Raw genomic sequence first — 20,227 nt, 5'->3', positions numbered from 1 at the left:
TTCAGCTCAGTTCCGCCCACAGGCGATCACCTCGTACAATTTCGCGTCGCCCTCGCTGTCGACCAGACGGAGTGCGGAGGATTCCTGAAGATCCTGAACGCCGGGAAGCGGGTGCACGACGTCTTCGTGTACCTCGACAGTACCGAAGTCCAGCACGTAGTCGACGCCGAGCGCCTCGATCGCCTCGCACACCTCTGGCATGATGTCTGCGTCAGCGAGGTGGTCGTTGATCAGCTCCAGATCGGGTGAGATGTCCATGAGCGCGTGAGGCATCAGCACCTGGCGATCTGCTAGGGCATAGGCGAGGCCCGCACCTGTGTAGGCGCTGCCCGCGATGACGGCGTCTTCGGGAACGATGTCACCCAGTCGTTCCAACAGCGCGGTCTCGTCGTCTGTCAGCAGCAGCGCATCGGCATCCTCGTCGTATGTCGCACCGGCCCAGGATTCGGCGCGCGGCGTCGCCTGCACGTGAAAAGCGAGCAGCGCGAGCACGGATGCCACAATCCCCGCGGTCAGGCGAATGGCGCCGGAGACCCGACGGCGACGCAGCAGGTCGGCCACAGCATCCGCGGTGCGTGCAATGCCCAGCGTCGCCAGCGGCAGAAGCGCGATGGCGAACAATGCGGCAAGGCGAGGCCAGTTGTTGTACCAGCTGCCGGTGAGGGCGTCGCGAAGCGTGCCCCACGTGAACGACATGGCGGCCACGAATAATCCGGCACCGATCGCCCACATTGCGGCCGCGACGATCGTCTCGGCGCTGCGTTCGCGGATCACCCAGTACAGCCCCACGAGGATCGCGATGCCGACGAGCCAAGCGGCAGCGGGGTAGAACAGCTGCACGGACAGCGCTTTTCCAATCGCTTCGCCGAGGCCCGCTTCGGTCGCCCACTGACGGGTAGCGAGCGGCGGGCGCAGGACTTTGAGCAGCACCACTCCTGCGCCGGCGAAGGCGAGGGAGCCGCCGAGGACCCAGGCGCGACCCCGGAGCGAGGACGATGTGCGCCACAGCCGCACCCCGAAGACGACGACCATCGGCACGCTGAGGGCCAGCCACGCGACGAAGCCGCCCGGATGTGCCAGAGCGAGACCCGGCACGGACCCGACGACGATCAGTCCCCACCAGCCGGGCGCGAGGCACCGTGCATGATGACCGATGCCCAGGAGCCCTGCCGTCGCTGCGAGAGACGCCGGCAGCAGTGCGAGCGAGAGCTGGTACGGGTAGAGCACGCCGTAATCCATCGGCAACAGCGGGAAGGCGGGGACGGATGCCGCCACGATTCCGGCACCGACCATCACGGACGGCGCCGAGCCGAGCAACATGCGGGCGAGCAACAGAGCGCCGAGCGGCCACATGATCGCGGCGATCGTGAGGCTCAGAGCATTGATCACGATGGGAATCGATGCGCCACTGAGTTGCGCGATGATCGCTGCTGTCGCGTGCCAGGCGGCCGGGTAGAACGGTACTCCCCCGCCCGGACTCGTCATCTGGCCGATCTCGAGTGGCGAGGCGATGCCAGTGTCACTGATGTAGCGGATCGCGTTGAGATGGAAGATGTTGTCGAAGGACTGGGATATCGCATCTGCGTGTCCGATGACGCGGAAGACCAGCAACGCGATGGTCACGGCGGTAACCACGAGCACCCCGACCGTCCACCAGCGCCAGCGTGCGGGGAAGCGCACAGTACTGTGCGTTCGGGTCGCGCGTTTGACGATCACGATGCCGGCCGCGATCACCAGCGCGGTAGCGAGTGCTGGCAAGATCGACCAGCCGACTCCGATCCAGCCGGCGATCGTGGATCCGAGCCCGATGACGGTGGTTGCGAAGATGGGCGCAGTCGCCGCAGCCCAGAGCCCCCGCAGGCCCATCAGCAGGGCGAGCGACCAGCCGAGTACGGCATAGATACCGAGGAGCACAAGCGCAGGCCACAGCAAATCAAGCATCTCCACGCGGTGCGCACCCTTCAGGCCGTGATCAAACACTCAGAATAGTCGGTGAGCCTTAGCGAACGCCGCGCGTGCGCTGCGAGTCGTGTGACACGATATAGACGTGAAAGGCATCATTCTCGCTGGTGGTTCGGGTACGCGGTTGCATCCGATCACGTTGGGCGTTTCTAAGCAGCTGATTCCGGTGTATGACAAGCCGATGGTCTATTACCCGTTGTCGACGTTGATGTTGGCGGGCATTCGCGACATTTTGGTGATCACGACGCCGCATGATGCGGAGCATTTTGAGCGCCTGTTGGGTGATGGTTCGCAGTTCGGGATCAGCCTGACATTCGCGCAGCAGCCGTCTCCGGACGGCCTCGCGCAGGCGTTCACGATCGGTGCGGATTTCATCGGTGACGACAACGTCGCCCTCGTCCTGGGCGACAACTTGCTCTACGGTCCCGGTCTGGGCAGTAAGTTGCAGCGTTTCGCGGACATCGATGGTGGTGCCGTGTTCGCGTACTGGGTGGCGGAACCCGAAGCGTATGGTGTGGTCGAGTTCGATTCCACGGGTCGGGCGATCTCTCTGGAGGAGAAGCCTGCCGTGCCGAAGAGTAACTTCGCGGTTCCTGGCCTGTATTTCTACGACAACGATGTCGTGCAGATCGCCCGGGATTTGCAGCCGAGCGCGCGGGGTGAGTATGAGATCACGGATATCAACCGTGCGTATTTGGAGCGCGACAAGCTACAGGTCGAGGTCCTGCCGCGGGGAACCGCATGGTTGGATACCGGGACGTTTGATCAGATGACGGATGCCGCGGATTATGTGCGCACGATGGAGCGCCGCACGGCGTTGAAGATCGGCGTGCCGGAAGAAGTCGCGTGGCGTCAGGGGTATCTCACCGATGACGAGCTGCGTGAACGTGCGGAGAAGCTTGTGAAGAGCGGGTATGGGACGTATTTGTTGGATCTGTTGAAAAGAGGACACGCATGAGCCGTCTGCTCGTGACCGGCGGGGCCGGGTTCATCGGGTCGAACTTTGTTCACCACGTGATCGAGAACACCGACGACCATGTCACCGTGCTGGACGCGTTGACCTACGCCGGAAACCGGGCATCCCTTGCCGGGCTGCCCGAGGACCGGGTCACGTTCGTGCACGGCAGCATCACCGACGCACCCCTGGTAGACGAACTGTTCGCCCAGGCGGATGCGGTGGTGCATTACGCCGCCGAGTCACACAACGACAACTCTCTGGATGACCCGCGTCCGTTCCTGGACACGAACATTGTCGGCACGTACACGCTCCTCGAAGCCGCACGTAAGCACGACACCCGCCTGCATCACATCTCCACCGACGAGGTCTACGGCGATTTGGAGTTGGATGACCCGGAACGGTTCACCGAGAACACCCCGTACAATCCGTCGTCACCGTACTCATCGACCAAGGCCGGATCCGACCTGTTGGTGCGGGCGTGGGTGCGGTCCTTCGGGGTGCGGGCGACGATCTCGAACTGTTCGAACAACTACGGCCCGTTCCAGCATGTGGAGAAGTTCATCCCCCGTCAGATCACGAACGTGATCCGCGGCATCCGCCCCAAGCTTTACGGGGCCGGGGAGAACGTGCGCGACTGGATCCACGCAGACGACCATTCCTCCGCCGTGCTCACGATCCTCGATCAGGGCGTCAACGGGGAAACGTATCTGATCGGTGCGGACGGCGAGAAGAACAACAAAGACGTCGTCGAACTGATCCTGACCATCATGGGACAGCCCGCCGACGCGTATGACCAGGTCACGGATCGTGCCGGCCACGACCTGCGCTACGCGATCGACTCGACCAAGCTGCGCACCGAACTCGGCTGGACCCCCTCGTTCGGCGACTTCGAATCCGGACTCGCCGCCACCATCGACTGGTACCGGGCCAACGAGAACTGGTGGGCCCCCTCCAAAGACACCACCGAAGCCTTCTACGCAGGGAAAGGCCAGTGAGCGACATCTTCGGCAAGCCGCTGCAGCAGATCGAGACCACGATCCCCGGGTTGGTGCTCTTCGAGCTACCAGTGCATGGCGACTCTCGCGGCTGGTTCAAGGAGAACTGGCAGCGCGAGAAGATGACCGCGCTGGGCCTGGAAGACTTCGGTCCGGTGCAGAACAACATCTCCTTTAACGACGCGGTGGGCACGACGCGTGGCATCCACGCCGAGCCGTGGGACAAGTGGGTCTCTGTCGCCACCGGGCGGATCTTCGGCGCCTGGGTAGATCTGCGCGAAGGCCCGTCGTTCGGTGTGACCTTCACGGCCGAGATCGACCCGTCACGGGCGATCTTCGTACCGCGGGGCGTGGGTAACTCGTACCAGACACTCGAGGCGAACACCGCATACGCGTATCTCGTCAACGACCACTGGTCACCGGCCGCCGAATACGCCTTCTTGAACCTCGCCGACGAGACCGCGGCCATCGAATGGCCGATCCCGCTGTCCGACGTCGAGATCTCGGACAAGGACAAGGTGCATCCGCGACTGGCCGGTGTGACTCCGATCGCACCGCGCAAGACCCTCGTGCTCGGTGCTGCCGGACAGCTCGGCCTCGCGCTGCGGGCCAGACTCGGAGATGCCGCGCACGTCGAGTACGTCACTCGCGCTGAGCTCGATGTCACCTCCCCCGACCTTCCCACAGCCCGCCGCTGGCGCGACTACGGCACGATCATCAACGCCGCTGCCTACACGGCCGTCGACGTGGCCGAGACCGCCGAAGGGCGCCAGGCCGCCTGGCAGGCCAATGCCACCGCGGTGTCCGCACTGGCACGGGTCGCCGATAAGCACGGCATCACGCTCGTGCATGTCTCCAGCGACTACGTCTTCGACGGAACCGGCCAGGGCGAGTACGCCGAGGATGCCGCGTTCAGTCCGCTGGGCGTCTACGGACAGTCCAAGGCCGCGGGCGATCTCGCCGCACAGACCGCGGCACGCCACTACATCGTGCGCACCTCCTGGGTGATCGGTGAGGGCAAGAACTTCGTCCGCACGATGGCCTCACTCGCGGAGCGCGGCATCGACCCGAGCGTGGTCAGCGACCAGATCGGGCGGCTGTCGTTCACTGAGGACATCGCCGCTGCGATCGTGCACCTGCTCGACGTGAAGTCCGATTACGGCACGTACAACGTCACCAGCAGCGGCGCGGCGCTCTCTTGGGCTGACATCGCGCGCGAGGTCTACCGGATCACCGACAACGATCCGGCGCGCGTCAGCGACGTCACTACGGCCGAGTACTTCGCGAACGCGACGGCACCGGTCTCACCACGCCCGTTGAACAGCGCGCTGGATCTGACGAAGATCACCGCCACCGGGTTCACTCCGCGCGATGGCGCAGAAGCACTGGCGGCGTACCTCGCCTGAAACCTGTCCATACCAAAGGTTAAGTACCTAACCTTTGGTATGGACAGGTTATGGCCACACATGTGGAACAGCCCACGACACCCGGCACTTGGCCGTCGATCGGCTATGAGTCACGTCCGTGGGTACGCACCGGCGATGAGATCGGCTCTCGCCGGGCCTTGCTCCAGGCTCGGGGTGACTATCAGGCTGCCATCCCCGCGTTCATCGCATCCGCACCGGTAGAACTGGCAGCAACGACACTCGCACTGGCTGACGATGCGAGCCAGGAGCTCACGCGATTCGATGCCGAAGCGGGAATGATCGCTGCCCACTTCGCCTCGATCTTGCTACGCAGCGAGTCCGCCTCCAGCTCGGAGGTGGAGAACCTGACTTCCAGCGCTAAGCAAGTTGCCCTTGCGGAGATCGGTGAGTCGAAATCTGGGAACGCCGGTTTGGTCATCGCGAATGTTCGCGCTTTGAACGCAGCCATCGCGCTATCCGATCGTCTCGACGTCGACTCGATCCTCGCCATGCAGGATGCGCTGCTGCGTGACACAGCGCCGGAGTTCGTCGGCCGTTGGCGCGACCAGCAGGTCTGGATAGGAGGCGGGAGCAAGTCTCCGCATACCGCGAGGTTCGTACCACCGCATCAGGACAGAGTTCCTGCCCTGATCACTGACATGGTCGCCTTCGCTCGCCGCACCGACGTTCCAGTGCTCGCTCAGGCTGCGATCACGCATGCGCAGTTCGAGACAATCCATCCCTTCCCTGACGGCAATGGTCGAACGGGACGCGCGCTTCTGCAGGGAACGCTCCGTCACGGCCGCCTGACTCGCAACGTCACCGTGCCGGTGTCGGCGGGGCTCTTGCAGGACACTGACACGTATTTCCATGCGCTCACCGAGTATCGGGCGGGGCGCCCGGACGTCATCGTTACGATCGTCGCTGAGGCGGCGTTCGCCGCTGTGACGAATGGTCGCGTACTCGTGAGCGACATCCAGGCGGCAGCGAAACGCTGGGACAGTCAGATAGTTGCTCGGAGCGACTCTTCGGTGCACGTGGTAAAGAAGTACCTGCTGCGTCAGCCTGTCGTGAACACGAAGACCACCGCCGACGAGCTCGGCATCAGCGAAGTGGCCGCGCAGGGTGCGATCGACCGGCTCGTCGACGCCGAGGTTCTCACCAAAATCAGCACGGGCCGAAGAAACCGCATTTGGGAAGCGCCCGAGATGCTCGCCGCGCTCGACGCCTTCGGTGCCAGGGCCAGACGCCGCCGCGGCTGAGAATCCGCCCGACGTCGTCGACTCAGGCTGCGGTGCCGACGACTATGCGTGGCGTGCCGGCCCAGAGGTCGGCATCCGTCGCAGCGCGACCGTCGACGAGCAGCTTCACACCGGGCAGCTGAGCCGGTGCCAGCGTGCGGTAGTCGGCGTGATCGGTCTGCAGCACAGCAAGGTCGACGTTGCCTCCGAGCGCATAGGGTTCGAGACCCAGCCCACGAAGTTCCTCATCGGTGTACAGCGGGTCGTGCACGACGACCTCGGCGCCGCGATCCTTCAGCGCCTTGACGGTCGGGAAGACACCGGAGAACGCAGTTTCCTTCACTCCCCCACGGTATGCCGCCCCCAGCACGACGGCGCGCAGGCCCTGGAGCGATCCAAGGATGCCTTCGGCCTGAGCGACCAGGCGCTCGGGCATTGAGGCGTTCAACTGGCGCGCGACGCGCACGATGTCGGCGTCAGGGTCGGTCGACAGATAGAGACGTGGGTACACCGGGATGCAGTGCCCGCCGACCGCAATGCCCGGTCGGTGGATGTGGCTGTAGGGCTGCGAGTTGCACGCCTCGATGACCTTGTAGACGTCAATGCCGTTGGCCGCGGCAAACAAGCCGAACTGGTTCGCCAGACCGATGTTTACGTCACGGTAGGTGGTCTCCGCGAGCTTGGCCATCTCGGATGCCTCGGTGGTACCGAGATCCCACACGCCGTTCGGGCGGGGAAGGTCGGGGCGCTCGTCGAACTGCAGCACGGCTTCGTAGAACTCACGAGCAAGACGGTTGCCCTCGTCCGACAGCGCGCCGATGAGTTTCGGGTACTTACGCAGGTCGGCGAAGACCCGACCGGTGAGCACGCGCTCCGGCGAGTATGCGAGGTGGAAGTCGACGCCCTCGGTAAGCCCGGAGCCGGATTCGATCATCGGCTTCCAGCGGTTGCGGGTGGTGCCGACCGGCAAAGTGGTCTCGTAGGAGACCAGGGTGCCGGGAGTCAGGTGCTCGGCTAGCGACGCGGTCGCGGCATCCATGTACTTGAAGTCGGGTTCCCACGTCTCATCGTTGACGAACACTGGGGCGACGAGCACGACAACGTCTGCACCGGGGATCGCCTCGGCATAGTCCGTCGTCGCGCGCAGCTTTCCGGCCGGGATGAGCTCGGAGAGCTTCTCCTGCAGGTGAGCCTCACCCGGGAAGGGCTCCAGCCCCGCGTTGATGGTGTCGACAGCCTTCTGGTTGACATCGACGCCGATCACGTCATGACCTGAAGAGGCGAACTGGACGGCGAGGGGAAGCCCGATCTTTCCGAGGGCCACGACAGCAATGCGCATGGATTCCAGTCTACGGGCGCAATAGCGGTGAATTCTGACAACCATCGTAAACTGGGGCGTCTATGGTCAGTACGCTGCAGCACTCATCACTGCCTCGGCTCGACTCACTGACCGGGTTACGGTGGTGGGCAGCATTCGCGGTCTTCTTGTTCCACATTCGGAACCTGGTCACTCTGCCGCCCCCGATCGCCGACTTCGTTCGCTTCGGCAACTTCGGCGTCGCGTTCTTCTTCATCCTCTCGGGATTCGTGCTCACCTGGTCATGGCGAGAAAGCGTCGGAATCGGCACTTTCTACTGGCGGCGGTTCGCGCGCATCTACCCCTTGCATCTGGTGACGCTGCTTATCGCCATCCCGGTGTTCTACAGCTTCACTCCCGACCCCGCACAGACATGGGTCAAGCCTGTCGACTGGGCGATTTTTCTTCTGTGCCTGTTGATGCTTCAAGGGTGGTCACGCGACGCTACCGTGATGTTCGCGGGCAACCCTGCTTCCTGGACTCTGACTGCCGAAGCGTTCTTCTACTCACTGCATCCATTCATCACCAAAGTGCTGAGGTTGCTCACCGGACGCGGCGCGCTTGTAGTCGCAGTCGGAGTCGCTGTTCTGAGCATCCTCGGCCGCATCGTCATCATCACGAATCCGACCGGTTGGTTCGCGTTGCTACCGTGGCCCGTTCTTCGACTCAATGAGTTCCTCGTCGGAATGTGCCTCGCCTGGGCATTCCGCGCCGGATGGCGTCTTCACGTCTCCGTGTGGGTGCCGGTATCGCTGATCCTGGCGTACCTCGTCGGAGTCAGCGTTCTTGACCGCTTTGCCCTCACTCGGCCCCTGCAGCAGGTCATGGCCATGTTCACGAGTGAGTCACTGCTCATTCTGTTCTCGCTCCTGATCTGCGCTGCGGCTTCCAACGATCTCAGCAACGCACGTTCCCTCGCGTTCCGTTCTCGCTTCATCGTGATCCTCGGCGAATGGTCATATGCCTTTTATCTGATCCACGCGACTCTGATCTACCTGACGCTGGCGATCATCGGACACCGCGTGAGCGGCGCGACCGGCTTGCTGTTGCTCGCGGTTCTCCTGGTCGGCTCGATCGTTGCAGCGGGCACGCTGCATGTGTGGATCGAACGGCCCGTCGAACGGATGCTACGTGCTTGGCAGAACCGCAAGGTCGTTGCACGCAAAAGCGTGCGCGACGCCCTGGCCGACTGAACGTCGGTCTATCTGGCGGCGTTGAGCAAGGCGTCTATAACGCGCTCAGCAGCGTGCCCGTCTCCATACGGGGCGGCATCGGTGACCTTAGGGCGAGGACGACTCACACCGGCCGAGATCTCCTCGGCCGTATTGGCGAGCACGTTCCAGCCCAGCTCGATCGTCTCCACCCACTCGGTCTCCGTGCGCACGGTCGTGCAGGGGACGCCGAGCAGGAATGCCTCTTTCTGCAGGCCACCGGAGTCGGTGATGACGCCAGCACTGGACAGCGTGGCCGCCATCAGGTCGGCGTATGCCAACGGCGCGTGCGCGATCAGCGAGCCCTGCGTGAGCTCGACACCGTGCGCGGCAGCCTTTGCGACGACACGCGGATGAGCCAGCAGCACGACGGGTTTGTCGAGTCCAGCGAGCGCTAACGCGACGGTGGCGAGACGTGCAGGGTCATCAGTGTTCTCCGCGCGATGGATGGTGGCGACGTAGTAGCCTCCCGGCTCCAGGTCGAGCTCCTTCAGGAGTGCAGACGGGCGGCCCGCCAGTTCATCGCGGACATCGAAGAGCACATCGGTCATCACATCTCCGACCAGAATCGTGCGCTCTGCGAGACCTTCGTTCGCGAGGTGCTCGACCGCGACCTGCGTCGGTGCGAGCAGCAGATCTGCGGCGTGATCGGTCATCACACGGTTATGCTCTTCGGGCATCCGCCTGTTGAAGCTACGCAGCCCCGCCTCGAGATGCGCCACCGGAATGTGCATCTTCACTGCGCTGAGCGTCGCTGCCACAGTCGAGTTCGTGTCGCCGTAAACCAGTACCCAGTCAGGCTGATGCTCTTCGAATACGGCGTCAAGAGCAGCGAGCATGGCACCGGTCTGCACACCGTGCGTTCCGCTCCCCACTCCGAGGTGCACGTCTGGGGCACCGATACCGAGCTCCTCGAAGAAGACATCGGACAGCATCGGATCATAATGCTGACCCGTGTGCACGATGATGTGCTCGACGCCGGCTGCCTTTGCCGCCTTATGGATAGCAGCGAGTTTTACGAACTGCGGGCGCGCGCCTACGACGCTGGCGATCTTCACCCTGGGAAGTCTAGCTGGGACGCGCGTGAGGGCCGTCCGGGTACGATCGAAGGGTGAGCAACGGGGAGTCGACTTCGAATCCAAATAATGACAGCCAGCCGCATCTGCTCTACGTAGCCTGGGGGTATCCTCCTTCGCGCGGCAGTGGCGTCTACCGTGCCTGGGCGACTGCCAACGCATTCGCCGAGGCGGGCTGGCGAGTGACGGTACTCACTGTTCCTCGCGAGATCTTCGAGATGTCCACCGGTGTCGACTTGAGCTTGGAAGCGAAAATCCATCCGTCGATCCGAATCATCCGCGTCCCGTTCCGGTCGGGTGCGTTCGTCAATGACTTGCGTGACTGGTCGCGATTCCGCGCCGTGGCCCCGGAGTTGTGGAACGGTTTCCATGCCCGGCGCGGGCAGAAAGCGTTCCCCGAGCGGAACTATGGAGGGTGGCGACCTGTCCTGGAAGACGCGGCGCGAAAGATCCACGCCGAGACGCCGGTGAATCTCACCATCGGGACCGCGAACCCGAACGTCGATTTCATACCGGGGCATGTTCTGCACCGTGAGCACGGTGTCCCCTACGTCATGGATCATCGCGATGCATGGTCGTTGGATATCTACTCCGGGCGCCGAATCGTAGATAAGCGCAGCAAGGCGGGCAAGTGGGAACACGCTTTAGTGGGCGGCGCGACTGAGGTGTGGTTCGTGAACCAACCAATCCGGGATTGGCATGCCGAGCAGTATCCCGAATACGCAGATCGTTTTCTCGTTGTCGAGAATGGCTATGACCATTCCCTGGCTCTTCCTCGCGTGACCGTTGAGGCTCGCCCATCGCTCGTTTTCGGATACATCGGCACTATCTCCGCTGCCATCCCGATGACCGAACTGGTGGACGGGTGGGCATTGGCGCGCGAGCGGTCTCCGCTCGTTCGTGACGCTCGCATGGATCTATACGGATATCTCAACCATCTCGGTGTCCCTGGTGAGAACATGGTTTCGGCGATGGCAAGATTCGCGGAGAACGAGATTCGATACCTCGGACCTGTGGGACGAGCCGACATCGCCGCGACGTACGCAACGTTTGATGCGCTGGTTCTGACCTTCGGAGCAGGGCGATACATCACCGGCGGCAAGGTGTACGAGTACGCGTCGACCGGGTTGCCGATCGTTTCCGTGCATGATCCAATCAATGAGACGACTAAGACCCTCGCCCAGTACCCGGGATGGCATGGAACAGCAGCGATGACCCCCACTGCAATCGCGGACGCGTTCGTGGCGACGGCCGAAGAAGCAGCGTCGCAAACAGAGGATGATCGCGAAGCAGCGAGAACATTCGCGACTCGGTTCTCTCGCGCGGCCCAACTTTCACCGCGCATCAGTGAGCTACGTGGCTACGTTACGGCGCAAGACGAGGTCGTAGGCGCATGAGAGTCCTCCTCCTCGCCCCCAGTGGCGCTTTTGCAGAGGCCCTCACCACCCTCGGCCTCACCCAAGATGACAGTCCGGACCAGACGACAATCGTCTTCGCAACGTCGACGGATGCTCCCGGTGCGGCCCAGGAAATCCGTCTCGGGCCAAATGCAGGACCATCAAGCGGCCAAGTGGCGCGCGCGCTCAACAGCTCTGTCGTCGGGCGCAACGTGAAGCGTCTGAGCCCACTCGACGGCGGACGTCGTTTCGCACGAGCCGCACGTCAAAGCGTGCCCCTACGGGAAGCTGCCGAGACGGCAGATGTGATCATCGCGCTCGAGCGCGACTCGATCCTCGCAGCATGGACCCTACTCGATCGCTGGGCCTCGACGAGCACCCGAGCTGTGTACGGTCTCGCTCCAGGCGCGGCAGTGCTTGCTTCCATGCGCACAAACGCCAGTACTTGACCGAATATCGCGACCTGTCACACCGCGGATAGCCGGCGGAGAATCTCTCGTTCAGTTGCGAGATCTGTCGATGATGAGAGCTCTTGCGCCGCCGCATCCGCGTTCTTCTTGAACTTGACGATGCCCTCAGCACTGATTCCACGTATCGACGCCGCGATATCCTGCGCTGTGTAACCGCCAGTAACGACACCCAACTGATGCTGCATGATGAGACGGTCTGTCTCGACCGACGGACCGAACACCATCCCGAGTCGCGACTGCACAAAGTCGAAGAATTTGTTGGGAAGCATGTGGCGATGATTCGGCGTGAGCGGCGGCAGCACGAACACACCAAGATCGTGATCGTTCAGCACGTCGGGGAGTTGATCCGGCGGGACTGGGGGGTGCAGAGTCGTGTGAGGGCTGTCAGCGATGCTCTGCAGCAGATCGCGCCAATACCTGTCACCCTCACGCGAGGGGATCAGATACAGGTCGAGCGTGTACCCCTCGCCCAGAAGATCCACCGCCTCCACGATCGCCTCGATGTTTCGTCCTGGAACCGCGCCGCCGCTGTGCACGAGCCGAACGACATCGGGATCCAACGGTGAAGGGCTCAGATCGTCACGGTATCCGATCGCGTTGCGCACAATCTCCGGTTGGATGCCGAATTCGTCGCTGTACATCGCGGCGATTGAGCCGTTAATCGTGGTCGACACGTCGACGCGCGGCAGGTACTCCGCGCACATCCAGCGCATGAAAGGCGCCACCAGCAGACGCCACGAGAGGACGTGAGTGCGTTCCTCGGGGGCCCACTCGTGCAGGTCACACCAGATCCGGGGCGACCCGGACACGTGGAAAGCAAGGGGAAGCGCCCGGGCCTCGTTCGCGACGACGATGTCGAACTCGCGTGTGGCCAGCAGCTGTGCGGCCATCCGCATCGCAGGCGCTTCCAACTGAACCGAGCGATAGCGCCGAAGGCCGAGCTTCAACACACCTGTCAGAGTCTGCGGAAGCGACGGCAGCGCCCGATCAATCTCGATGTGATCCTTCGCCGCAGGAGGCCGCGTGCCGTAGGAAAGCGTCGTCACGTCGCCAGCCTCTGCGAGAACGGCTAGCTGCCGCAGCACACGAGAGTCTGAATTGATGTCGGAGAACGAGATGCACAGGATACGAGGGCGAACGATTTCAGACAGGACTGGCTCCTTCAAAGCGGTCATGATTCGCGAATCTCAGCCCCGAGGAATCCTGAAAGGGCGCGGGCGGAAGCGGCGCCATCGTGGATTGCGCGGGTGAACGTGGGGCCGTCTGCTGCGCGCTGCGCCCAGAGTGCACGATCTTCCAGAATATGGCGGATGGTGGTGCCGATGTCCGGGAACCGCGACTCGACGATGGGCAACTCAAGGCCGGTCAGTCGCCGCACACGCTCACGGTTCTCTGCGCTGACGTGCCCAATGACGACACGACCAGCGGCGAGCGCCTCGCACGCAGCGACGCCATAGTCTCCGAGGCGGAACTGATCGAGCACGATGTCCGCCGAGCGATAAACCTCGGGCATCTCATGAGACGGTATCCCCTGCAGCCTCCGATAGGAGATCAGGCCCAATGCCTCAAGCTCACGCATCTGCGTGTCGATGGAAGGGTCGCCCTTCATCGGCGAGTTGCTCGGAACATAGGTCACCACGGGGACCTTTCGCTGCAGCGGCGCCTCCGGCGTCCGCCAACGTTCGACGTCCACCACCACGGGTAACCAAAGCGATCGCGGAACATGCAGCAATCCCGGTGTGGATACGAATACCGGAAGTTCGGTTTCGGTCACCATCCGCATACGCTCGATCGCGTTCTTCTCAAGGATCTCGGTGGAACCAGCTGGATACGCACCATTCGGACCGAACGGCGAGTCGAGTTCGGAAACGGCGTGCTGGCTGGGAAGACGGATGTCGGTCCCGTGCCACAGCAGCGCGACCGCCGGTCCCAGAGTGGCAAGCTGTTCCACGATCTGCAGGGGGCTCTTACCTGGGATCGAACCATAGGCGAAGCGCCCGGACTCGAGCAACACGTGGGTGCACTCATCGAGGATCGCGGCTCGCTGCTGTCGCTGCCATCCGCGCGCGAACACGTAAGCACTCTCGGGTACACGCACGTCGACAGGAAAATCAAATCGATCGCTCGCCGCATTCGTCGTCATCACGCTGACGGCTCCGACATCGACGAGGAAATCCTCTGCGGCGCGTGACCAGCGATATCCCTGGCCTGCCGAATTCACCGGGCCGACAAGCAATCTCACTGCATTGCCCTGTGGAGGGTGGGCGACCCGCATGGCTGCTGAGTCCCATCCGAGCGACCCGGGCAGCAACCGTGCCAGCATGCCGTCGGGCAGTATGCCGGCGGCGGCACGGGCTCCCGCCAGAAGCCTCTGCCGCAATTTTGTCATGCTGAGTCCTTCACAGGGTGACCGGATCCGCCGAGGAACGGTGCGAGGACCTCTGCCGACAGTCTCCCGTCGTGCACGGCATCGGCGAAGCCAGGGCCCAGACGCGCGATCTCACGATAGTGTTCGGGGCGCGCGATGATGTCGCGCAGCACGTGTTCCAAGGTAGCCGGGGTGGCTTCGACGATGGGAACCTCTCGGCCGGTGACCGTACGGATGTGCTCCCGCACCTGATCATGGAGATGTGCGATCACCAAACGCCCCGCCGCCATCGCCTCGATAGACGTCGTGCCGTAACTGCCGATCGCGAATTGGTCGAGTACGATATCGGCCGCCGCAAAGCGTTCTGGCATCTCCGAGGCGGGCACCTTGATGATGCGCTGATAATCCAACAGGCCTTCGGCTGCCATTCGTTCCAGCACGGGTTCGATCAGCGTCGTGCCCTTGACGAGCGGGTTCGTCGGTGCGTGCAGCACGATCGGCACCTTCCGACGAAGCGGCTCGTTCTCGGTCCGCCAGCGCTCAGACTCTACGATGACTGGCAGCCAGCGCGCTGATGGCCAGTCGAGGAGAAGCTCGGGCGTCGTCACGAACAGGGGCAGACCGAGACTCTCCCCCATTCGACGATTGCGCAGCGTGCGCGCTTCCAATGCCCGGACCCAATTTTGATCCAGCGTCGGATCCCGAAATGGCGACCATTCGTCGATCTGTGCGTGTCGGCTGGGCAGACGCAGATCAGTGCCATGGCTACAAAGCGCGACGCACAGACCGCGACTGCGCAGCCATGCGATTTCACGACGCAGGACCCCGTCGAACGCCACACCGAACATGGATCGTTCGGCTTCAACGAGCACGTGCGTGAATCCGTGTGCCACCGCATCCCGTTGGCGTCGCCCCCAATCGCCCGATGATGCGAAGACCTTCTCAGGCAGCGTGTAGTCGGCGGGGAACCCGTAGTCTCCCGCCACACGCTGCTGCATGTTGACTGCTCCAACGCCGGGCAGTCGCTCGGCTGCGCGCGCGATCCCGTATCCTTGCCCAGCGAAATTCGCCGGTGCGATGTAGAGCCGCACGTCGCCGCGGGGCGCGTTCACCGGCGGCGGGACATCGGCGAGAGCAAACCGGCGATCCGCAGGACGCAGCCGGACGGCGATGCGATCAGGCAGTGCTCCGAGCAGAAGCCGAAGGGCGAAGCGCCCGTTACGGCGCAACGCCACGATCGACCTTGTCATGCCAGCCCCGCCAGCCTCGCTTGTGCCGCAAATGCCGGACTCAGAGCAACGACTTCGTCGAACGTGCCCTGCGCGGCGGCGGTGCCGTCCTGCATGAAGATAACGATGTCTGAATCCCGAATGGTGCTCAGTCGGTGCGCTACGGCGATCACCGTGACGTCACCGCGAAGCTCGCGAATCGCGCCGGCGACTTCCGACTCCGTCTGGGTGTCCAACGCGCTGGTCGCCTCGTCGAGCACCAGAATGAGCGGCTCGCTGTAGAGCGCACGCGCGATCCCGAGCCGTTGACGTTGGCCGCCTGAGAGGGTGAGTCCGCGCTCGCCCACCTGAGTGAGCAATCCATCGGCACGTTGCTCGACGACCTGCCAGAGCTGAGCACGACGAGCCGCCTGCTCCACGCGCTTGAGATCGATCTCGTCGCCCCAGGTGAGGGCGATGTTCTGCGCGATCGTGCCGTCGAACAGGGTGACTTCCTGCGGGACGTAGCCCACATGGGTACGCCATGCCGCCATCACGTCCTCGAGAGGCAGACCGTCGATGCGAATCTGTCCCTTCGTGGGAGTGAGCAATCCGAGCAGCAGATCGATCAGGGTGGATTTTCCCGCACCGGACGCACCGGCGATTCCGATGGTTGACCCCATCGGCACGGACAGATTGAGTTCACGCACCGCAGGCACGTCGCTACTGGGGAAGGTGAACGCCACGTCCGTCAGCTCCAGCAAGCTCGGATCGCCGGGAAGCGGCTGCTTGCCGAGCACCTCCTGATCGGCAAGGAACTGCTTGGAGGCCTCGATGTCGGCGATCACCGCGTCGACGTATGGCGCGGCCGTGATGGTCCGCGTGATGACGGATTGGAATCCCGTCAGAGATGGAACGAGGCGGAACCCCGCGATGCCGAACAGTGCGACGGCGGAGATCGCCGCATCCTGTCCTCCGGTCAGGAAAGCTACGCCGCCGACGACCAGGAACCCACCGATGATCGCCGCATCAAAGACGAACCTCGGCACGGCAGCGAGGAAGCTCGCGTTCGCCCTGGCCTGAGCGGTTTGCGCGCGATTGACTCTCACTACTTCGCTCACCTCGTCGGCCTTGGCTCGAAGCGTGATCTCCTTGAGCGACGCAACCATCCCTGAGATCAATGCGGCAACACGCAACGCCGAGTCGCGCGCTACGCGAGCTGCTTGCCGCGTCTTGCCACTGAGGACCATGTACTGCAGCAGCGCGATGCCGCCGAGATACACGACCGTGACCAGCGCCGTAATCGGTTGGGAGACCACGATGACCGCGACCACGCCCACCGAGGTGACCAGCAGTCCCGGAACGGTTGTGATTGGCAACAGGAACCCAGCCACCACATTCGCGATGCCGGTGTCGGACATCGCTACGATCTGGGCGCTGTTGCGCGAGATCCGATCCGTCCAGGAAGCTCGAATATACGCGCCGAACAGCTCCTGACCGATCGCGAGTTCGTATGACGCGAATCTACGCGTCGCGATCCATTGCAGCCACACATTCGCCGCAGACTTCAAGATCACGATCACAGCGAGAATCAGAACGAGACCGATCAGCTGATCGGAACTAACCGCACCAATCACCGGAAGCACAATGTCCTCTTTGGTGAGGGTCGATGCAAGGGCGAGCGCAAGGAACATCAACGCGACGACATCGATGATCGCCAGCACAGCCGACACCACACCGAAGACGAGGAGGAACGTCCGCGCCGATGAGGGCAGAAACGGCAACAGCCTACGGAGAGTGTGGACGGTATGTTTCATGCGAGAAGAGTGACGGCAGTGCCTTCGCGCGCCGACTCCAGCGCACCTTCGACGACGGCCAAAGCGCGCAGCCCCTGCTGCATGGTGACGACATCGGTCTGCTCGCCCAAGACCGCGTCGCGGAACGCTTCGTGCTCAACGCGCAGCGGCTCGCGCTTGGCGAAGGCGAAGCGGGTGACGTTCCCTTCGGAGACGCCGCGGAAGCTGGAGACGGACTCCCACTCCAGCGGGATGGTGCCGTTCGCGTAGAAGGTGAGGTCGCCAGTAGAGGTATCGGCCACAAAGGCGCCCTTCTCCCCCGTCACCACGGTCAGTCGTTCCTTCATGGGGCTGAGCCAGTTCACGATGTTGTTCACGATGACACCGGATGCGGTGCGCCCGGTGATCGTGATCATGTCCTCATGCTCGCGGCCCGACTTGAACGCCGTCTGCGCGAAGATGCGCTCGTAGTCGCTCTGTACCACCCAGGCGGTGAGGTCGACATCGTGGGATGCGAGGTCTTTGGCGACACCGACATCCGCGATGCGCGAGGGGAACGGCCCCTGGCGCCGGGTGGCGACCTGGTAGACAGCGCCGAGCTCCCCCGCAGCGATCCGGCGACGCAACTCCTGCAGTGCGGGGTTGAAGCGCTCGATATGACCCACTGCGCCGACCAGTCCCGCAGCAGCGAAGGCCTCGACCATGCGCTGACCGGCCTCTAGCGTGTGCGCGATCGGCTTCTCGACGAGTGTATGCACGCCTGCGGCGGCCAGCTTCAGCGCCGCATCCTCATGGAAACGTGTCGGAACCGCGACCACGGCGATATCGATACCCACCGCGATCAGCGCTTCGATGTCGGGAAGGATCGCCAGATCACCGGCGACACCGTGTGGGTCACCCCCAGGGTCGGCGATACCCACGAGATCGACACCCTCGACCTCGCGGAGCACCCGGGCGTGGTGGCGGCCCATCATGCCGACGCCGAGGAGCCCGGCGCGCAGCGCCATCAGGCGCCTGCCTTCGCGACGGTGTTCACCGCGGCGACGATGCGCTCGAGGTCGTTCTGACTGAGCGAGGGGTGCACCGGCAGGGATGCCACTTCACGTGCAGCCCGTTCGGTCTCCGGCAGATCAAGACCGGGTGCGTACGGCGCCAATGACGGCAGACGGTGGTTCGGAATCGGGTAGTAGACGCCTGCGCCGACGCTGTGTTCGCTCTTGAGCGCGGCGACGAAGCCGTCGCGGTCTTCCGGCACCCGGACCGTGTACTGGTGATACACATGCACCGCACCCTCAACGACCACCGGAACGACGACGCCCTGCAGGTTCGCGTCAAGGAATGCGGCGTTTTGCTGACGGGTCTTCGTCCACGCGTCGATCTTCGTCAACTGCACACGGCCGATCGCCGCATGAATGTCGGTCATGCGGGCGTTGAACCCGATGATCTCGTTCTCGTACTGCCGCTCCATGCCCTGATTGCGCAGCAGTCTCAGGCGACGCGCGATCTCATCCGTCGCCGCGGTCACCATGCCACCTTCACCGCTGGTCATGTTCTTCGTCGGGTACAGGCTGAACATCGCGAACTCGCCGAACGAGCCCACCGGTCGTCCATCAAGGGCAGCACCGTGCGCCTGTGCGGCGTCTTCGTACAGCGCGACGCCACGGGCACCGGCCAACACCTCAAGCTCACGCATACGTGCGGGGTGCCCATAAAGGTGCACCGGAAGGATACCCTTGGTCTTCGGAGTGATCGCCGCAGCAACCGCCTCAGGATCCAGCGAGAACGTCTCCGGCTCGATGTCAACGAACACCGGAGTTGCGCCGGTGAGCGCGACAGAGTTTCCTGTCGCGGCGAACGTGAACGAGGGAACGATGACCTCATCTCCCGCGCCCACACCAGCGGCCAGCAGACCCAGGTGAAGCCCTGCGGTGCCCGAGTTCACGGCAACCGATGCGCGCCCAGGAACGAAGTGCGCCGAGAACTCCTGCTCAAAGGCCGCAACCTCCGGCCCCTGGGCAACCATGCCGCTGCGAAGAACGCGATCGACAGCCTCACGTTCCTCATCACCGATGATCGGCTTCGCGGGGGGAATGAAATCGCTCACACGGTCTCCTTGGTCAGTATTCCGTCAGTCTCGATGTAGCGTGCACCACTGCTTGGGCACACCCACACGCCATCTGTATCTCCGGCAGTCAAAGGCACACCGGATTCACCCACCCAGCCGATGCGCTTGGCCGGAACACCGGCAACCAGCGCAAAGGCGGGGACATCTTTTACGACGACCGCGCCTGCGGCGACAGTTGCCCATTCGCCGATCGTCACCGGAGCGACGCAGGTCGAACGTGCACCGATCGCGGCGCCGCGCTTGATTGTCACCCCGACCGGTTCCCAGTCATGAGCGCTCTTCTGCGAGCCGTCCTCATTGATCGCACGCGGGTAGGTGTCGTTGGTGAGCACGACGGCTGGTCCGATGAACACTCCGTCGCCGAGTCTCGCCGGTTCATAGACCAGCGCGTAGTTCTGCACCTTGCAGTTGTCGCCCATGACAACGCCGGTGCCGACGTAGGCGCCGCGACCGATGATGCAGTTCTCACCCAGCTGTGCCTGTTCTCGAACCTGAGCGAGATGCCAGATCGATGAGCCAGCACCTATAGATGCGTCGGGCGAGACATCAGCCGACTCGGCAATCCGCACACGGGACGGGGTGGTCACAGAACTCTCCTTGTGCCGACACCGCACATCACGGATGCTCGACGGTCACCAAGTCTATCGTTGGGCGCCT

17 protein-coding genes are annotated in these 20,227 nt (G+C 63.4%); 7 read left to right on the top strand and 10 right to left on the bottom strand.

What is annotated here, in order from left to right; all coding sequences use genetic code 11:
• Positions 1-6: 6 nt before the first annotated feature.
• Complete coding sequence (locus ACSU1G_RS34295; RefSeq protein ID WP_439286119.1) at positions 7-1,941, bottom strand: DUF6541 family protein; 1,935 nt, start codon at positions 1,939-1,941, stop codon at positions 7-9.
• 106 nt (positions 1,942-2,047) lie between these two features.
• On the opposite strand from ACSU1G_RS34295, the gene rfbA reads away from it, so the two are divergent.
• Genes rfbA through ACSU1G_RS34275 form a run of 4 tightly spaced genes read left to right on the top strand, consistent with a single transcriptional unit; the run spans position 2,048 to position 6,583 of the window.
• Positions 2,048-2,920, top strand: a complete 873-nt coding sequence (gene rfbA / locus ACSU1G_RS34290) for a glucose-1-phosphate thymidylyltransferase RfbA (protein ID WP_439286093.1) — start codon at positions 2,048-2,050, stop codon at positions 2,918-2,920.
• Positions 2,917-3,915, top strand: a complete 999-nt coding sequence (gene rfbB / locus ACSU1G_RS34285; protein ID WP_439286091.1) for a dTDP-glucose 4,6-dehydratase — start codon at positions 2,917-2,919, stop codon at positions 3,913-3,915. The genes rfbA and rfbB overlap by 4 nt, the downstream gene beginning before the upstream one ends.
• Complete coding sequence (locus tag ACSU1G_RS34280) at positions 3,912-5,321, top strand: sugar nucleotide-binding protein (RefSeq protein ID WP_439286089.1); 1,410 nt, start codon at positions 3,912-3,914, stop codon at positions 5,319-5,321. The genes rfbB and ACSU1G_RS34280 overlap by 4 nt, the downstream gene beginning before the upstream one ends.
• 50 nt (positions 5,322-5,371) lie before the next feature.
• Entirely contained in the window at positions 5,372-6,583 is a 1,212-nt protein-coding gene (locus ACSU1G_RS34275; RefSeq protein WP_439286087.1) for a Fic family protein, read from the top strand.
• A 22-nt stretch (positions 6,584-6,605) separates the two neighbouring features.
• On the opposite strand, the gene ACSU1G_RS34270 is transcribed toward ACSU1G_RS34275, so the two are convergent.
• A complete protein-coding gene (locus ACSU1G_RS34270) occupies positions 6,606-7,901 on the bottom strand; it encodes a nucleotide sugar dehydrogenase (protein WP_439286085.1) in 1,296 nt (431 codons plus the stop codon).
• A gap of 62 nt (positions 7,902-7,963) precedes the next feature.
• Here ACSU1G_RS34270 and ACSU1G_RS34265 point away from each other — a divergent pair, with 62 nt between their 5' ends.
• Positions 7,964-9,112, top strand: coding sequence for an acyltransferase family protein (locus tag ACSU1G_RS34265; RefSeq protein WP_439286083.1), 1,149 nt, complete (start codon positions 7,964-7,966; stop codon positions 9,110-9,112).
• Between the two features lie 8 nt (positions 9,113-9,120).
• On the opposite strand, the gene wecB is transcribed toward ACSU1G_RS34265, so the two are convergent.
• Positions 9,121-10,188, bottom strand: coding sequence for a non-hydrolyzing UDP-N-acetylglucosamine 2-epimerase (gene wecB, locus ACSU1G_RS34260; protein WP_439286081.1), 1,068 nt, complete (start codon positions 10,186-10,188; stop codon positions 9,121-9,123).
• Positions 10,189-10,241: 53 nt separating this feature from the next.
• Between wecB and ACSU1G_RS34255 the strand changes: the two genes are divergently transcribed.
• A complete protein-coding gene (locus tag ACSU1G_RS34255; protein ID WP_439286079.1) occupies positions 10,242-11,603 on the top strand; it encodes a glycosyl transferase in 1,362 nt (453 codons plus the stop codon).
• Positions 11,600-12,052 carry a hypothetical protein gene (locus tag ACSU1G_RS34250; RefSeq protein WP_439286077.1) on the top strand — a complete coding sequence of 151 codons (453 nt, stop codon included), beginning with the start codon at positions 11,600-11,602 and terminating at the stop codon, positions 12,050-12,052. The genes ACSU1G_RS34255 and ACSU1G_RS34250 overlap by 4 nt, the downstream gene beginning before the upstream one ends.
• 17 nt (positions 12,053-12,069) lie before the next feature.
• On the opposite strand, the gene ACSU1G_RS34245 is transcribed toward ACSU1G_RS34250, so the two are convergent.
• The 7 genes from ACSU1G_RS34245 to ACSU1G_RS34215 all read right to left on the bottom strand — a co-directional run bounded on the left by ACSU1G_RS34245 (position 12,070) and on the right by ACSU1G_RS34215 (position 20,157).
• Entirely contained in the window at positions 12,070-13,119 is a 1,050-nt protein-coding gene (locus tag ACSU1G_RS34245) for a hypothetical protein (protein WP_439286075.1), read from the bottom strand.
• A gap of 125 nt (positions 13,120-13,244) precedes the next feature.
• Positions 13,245-14,462, bottom strand: coding sequence for a glycosyltransferase (locus ACSU1G_RS34240; protein WP_439286073.1), 1,218 nt, complete (start codon positions 14,460-14,462; stop codon positions 13,245-13,247).
• The gene (locus tag ACSU1G_RS34235; RefSeq protein ID WP_439286071.1) at positions 14,459-15,439 is read right to left on the bottom strand and encodes a hypothetical protein; all 981 of its coding nucleotides are present in this window, start codon (positions 15,437-15,439) and stop codon (positions 14,459-14,461) included. Before ACSU1G_RS34235 ends, ACSU1G_RS34240 begins: the two co-directional genes overlap by 4 nt.
• Before the next feature lie 248 nt (positions 15,440-15,687).
• Positions 15,688-17,466, bottom strand: coding sequence for an ABC transporter ATP-binding protein (locus tag ACSU1G_RS34230; RefSeq protein WP_439286069.1), 1,779 nt, complete (start codon positions 17,464-17,466; stop codon positions 15,688-15,690).
• Positions 17,463-18,455 (bottom strand): Gfo/Idh/MocA family oxidoreductase, encoded by a 993-nt coding sequence (locus ACSU1G_RS34225; protein ID WP_439286117.1) that lies wholly within the window; start codon positions 18,453-18,455, stop codon positions 17,463-17,465. Before ACSU1G_RS34225 ends, ACSU1G_RS34230 begins: the two co-directional genes overlap by 4 nt.
• On the bottom strand, positions 18,452-19,549 hold the full coding sequence (locus ACSU1G_RS34220) for a DegT/DnrJ/EryC1/StrS family aminotransferase (RefSeq protein ID WP_439286067.1): 1,098 nt from the start codon (positions 19,547-19,549) through the stop codon (positions 18,452-18,454). The genes ACSU1G_RS34225 and ACSU1G_RS34220 overlap by 4 nt, the downstream gene beginning before the upstream one ends.
• Positions 19,546-20,157, bottom strand: a complete 612-nt coding sequence (locus tag ACSU1G_RS34215; protein WP_439286065.1) for a DapH/DapD/GlmU-related protein — start codon at positions 20,155-20,157, stop codon at positions 19,546-19,548. Before ACSU1G_RS34215 ends, ACSU1G_RS34220 begins: the two co-directional genes overlap by 4 nt.
• Positions 20,158-20,227: the final 70 nt, after the last annotated feature.

Source organism: Microbacterium sp. A93 (genome assembly GCF_051842835.1).
Note: the sequence above shows the minus strand (reverse complement) of the source record. Positions and strands in the feature narration are given on the sequence as shown.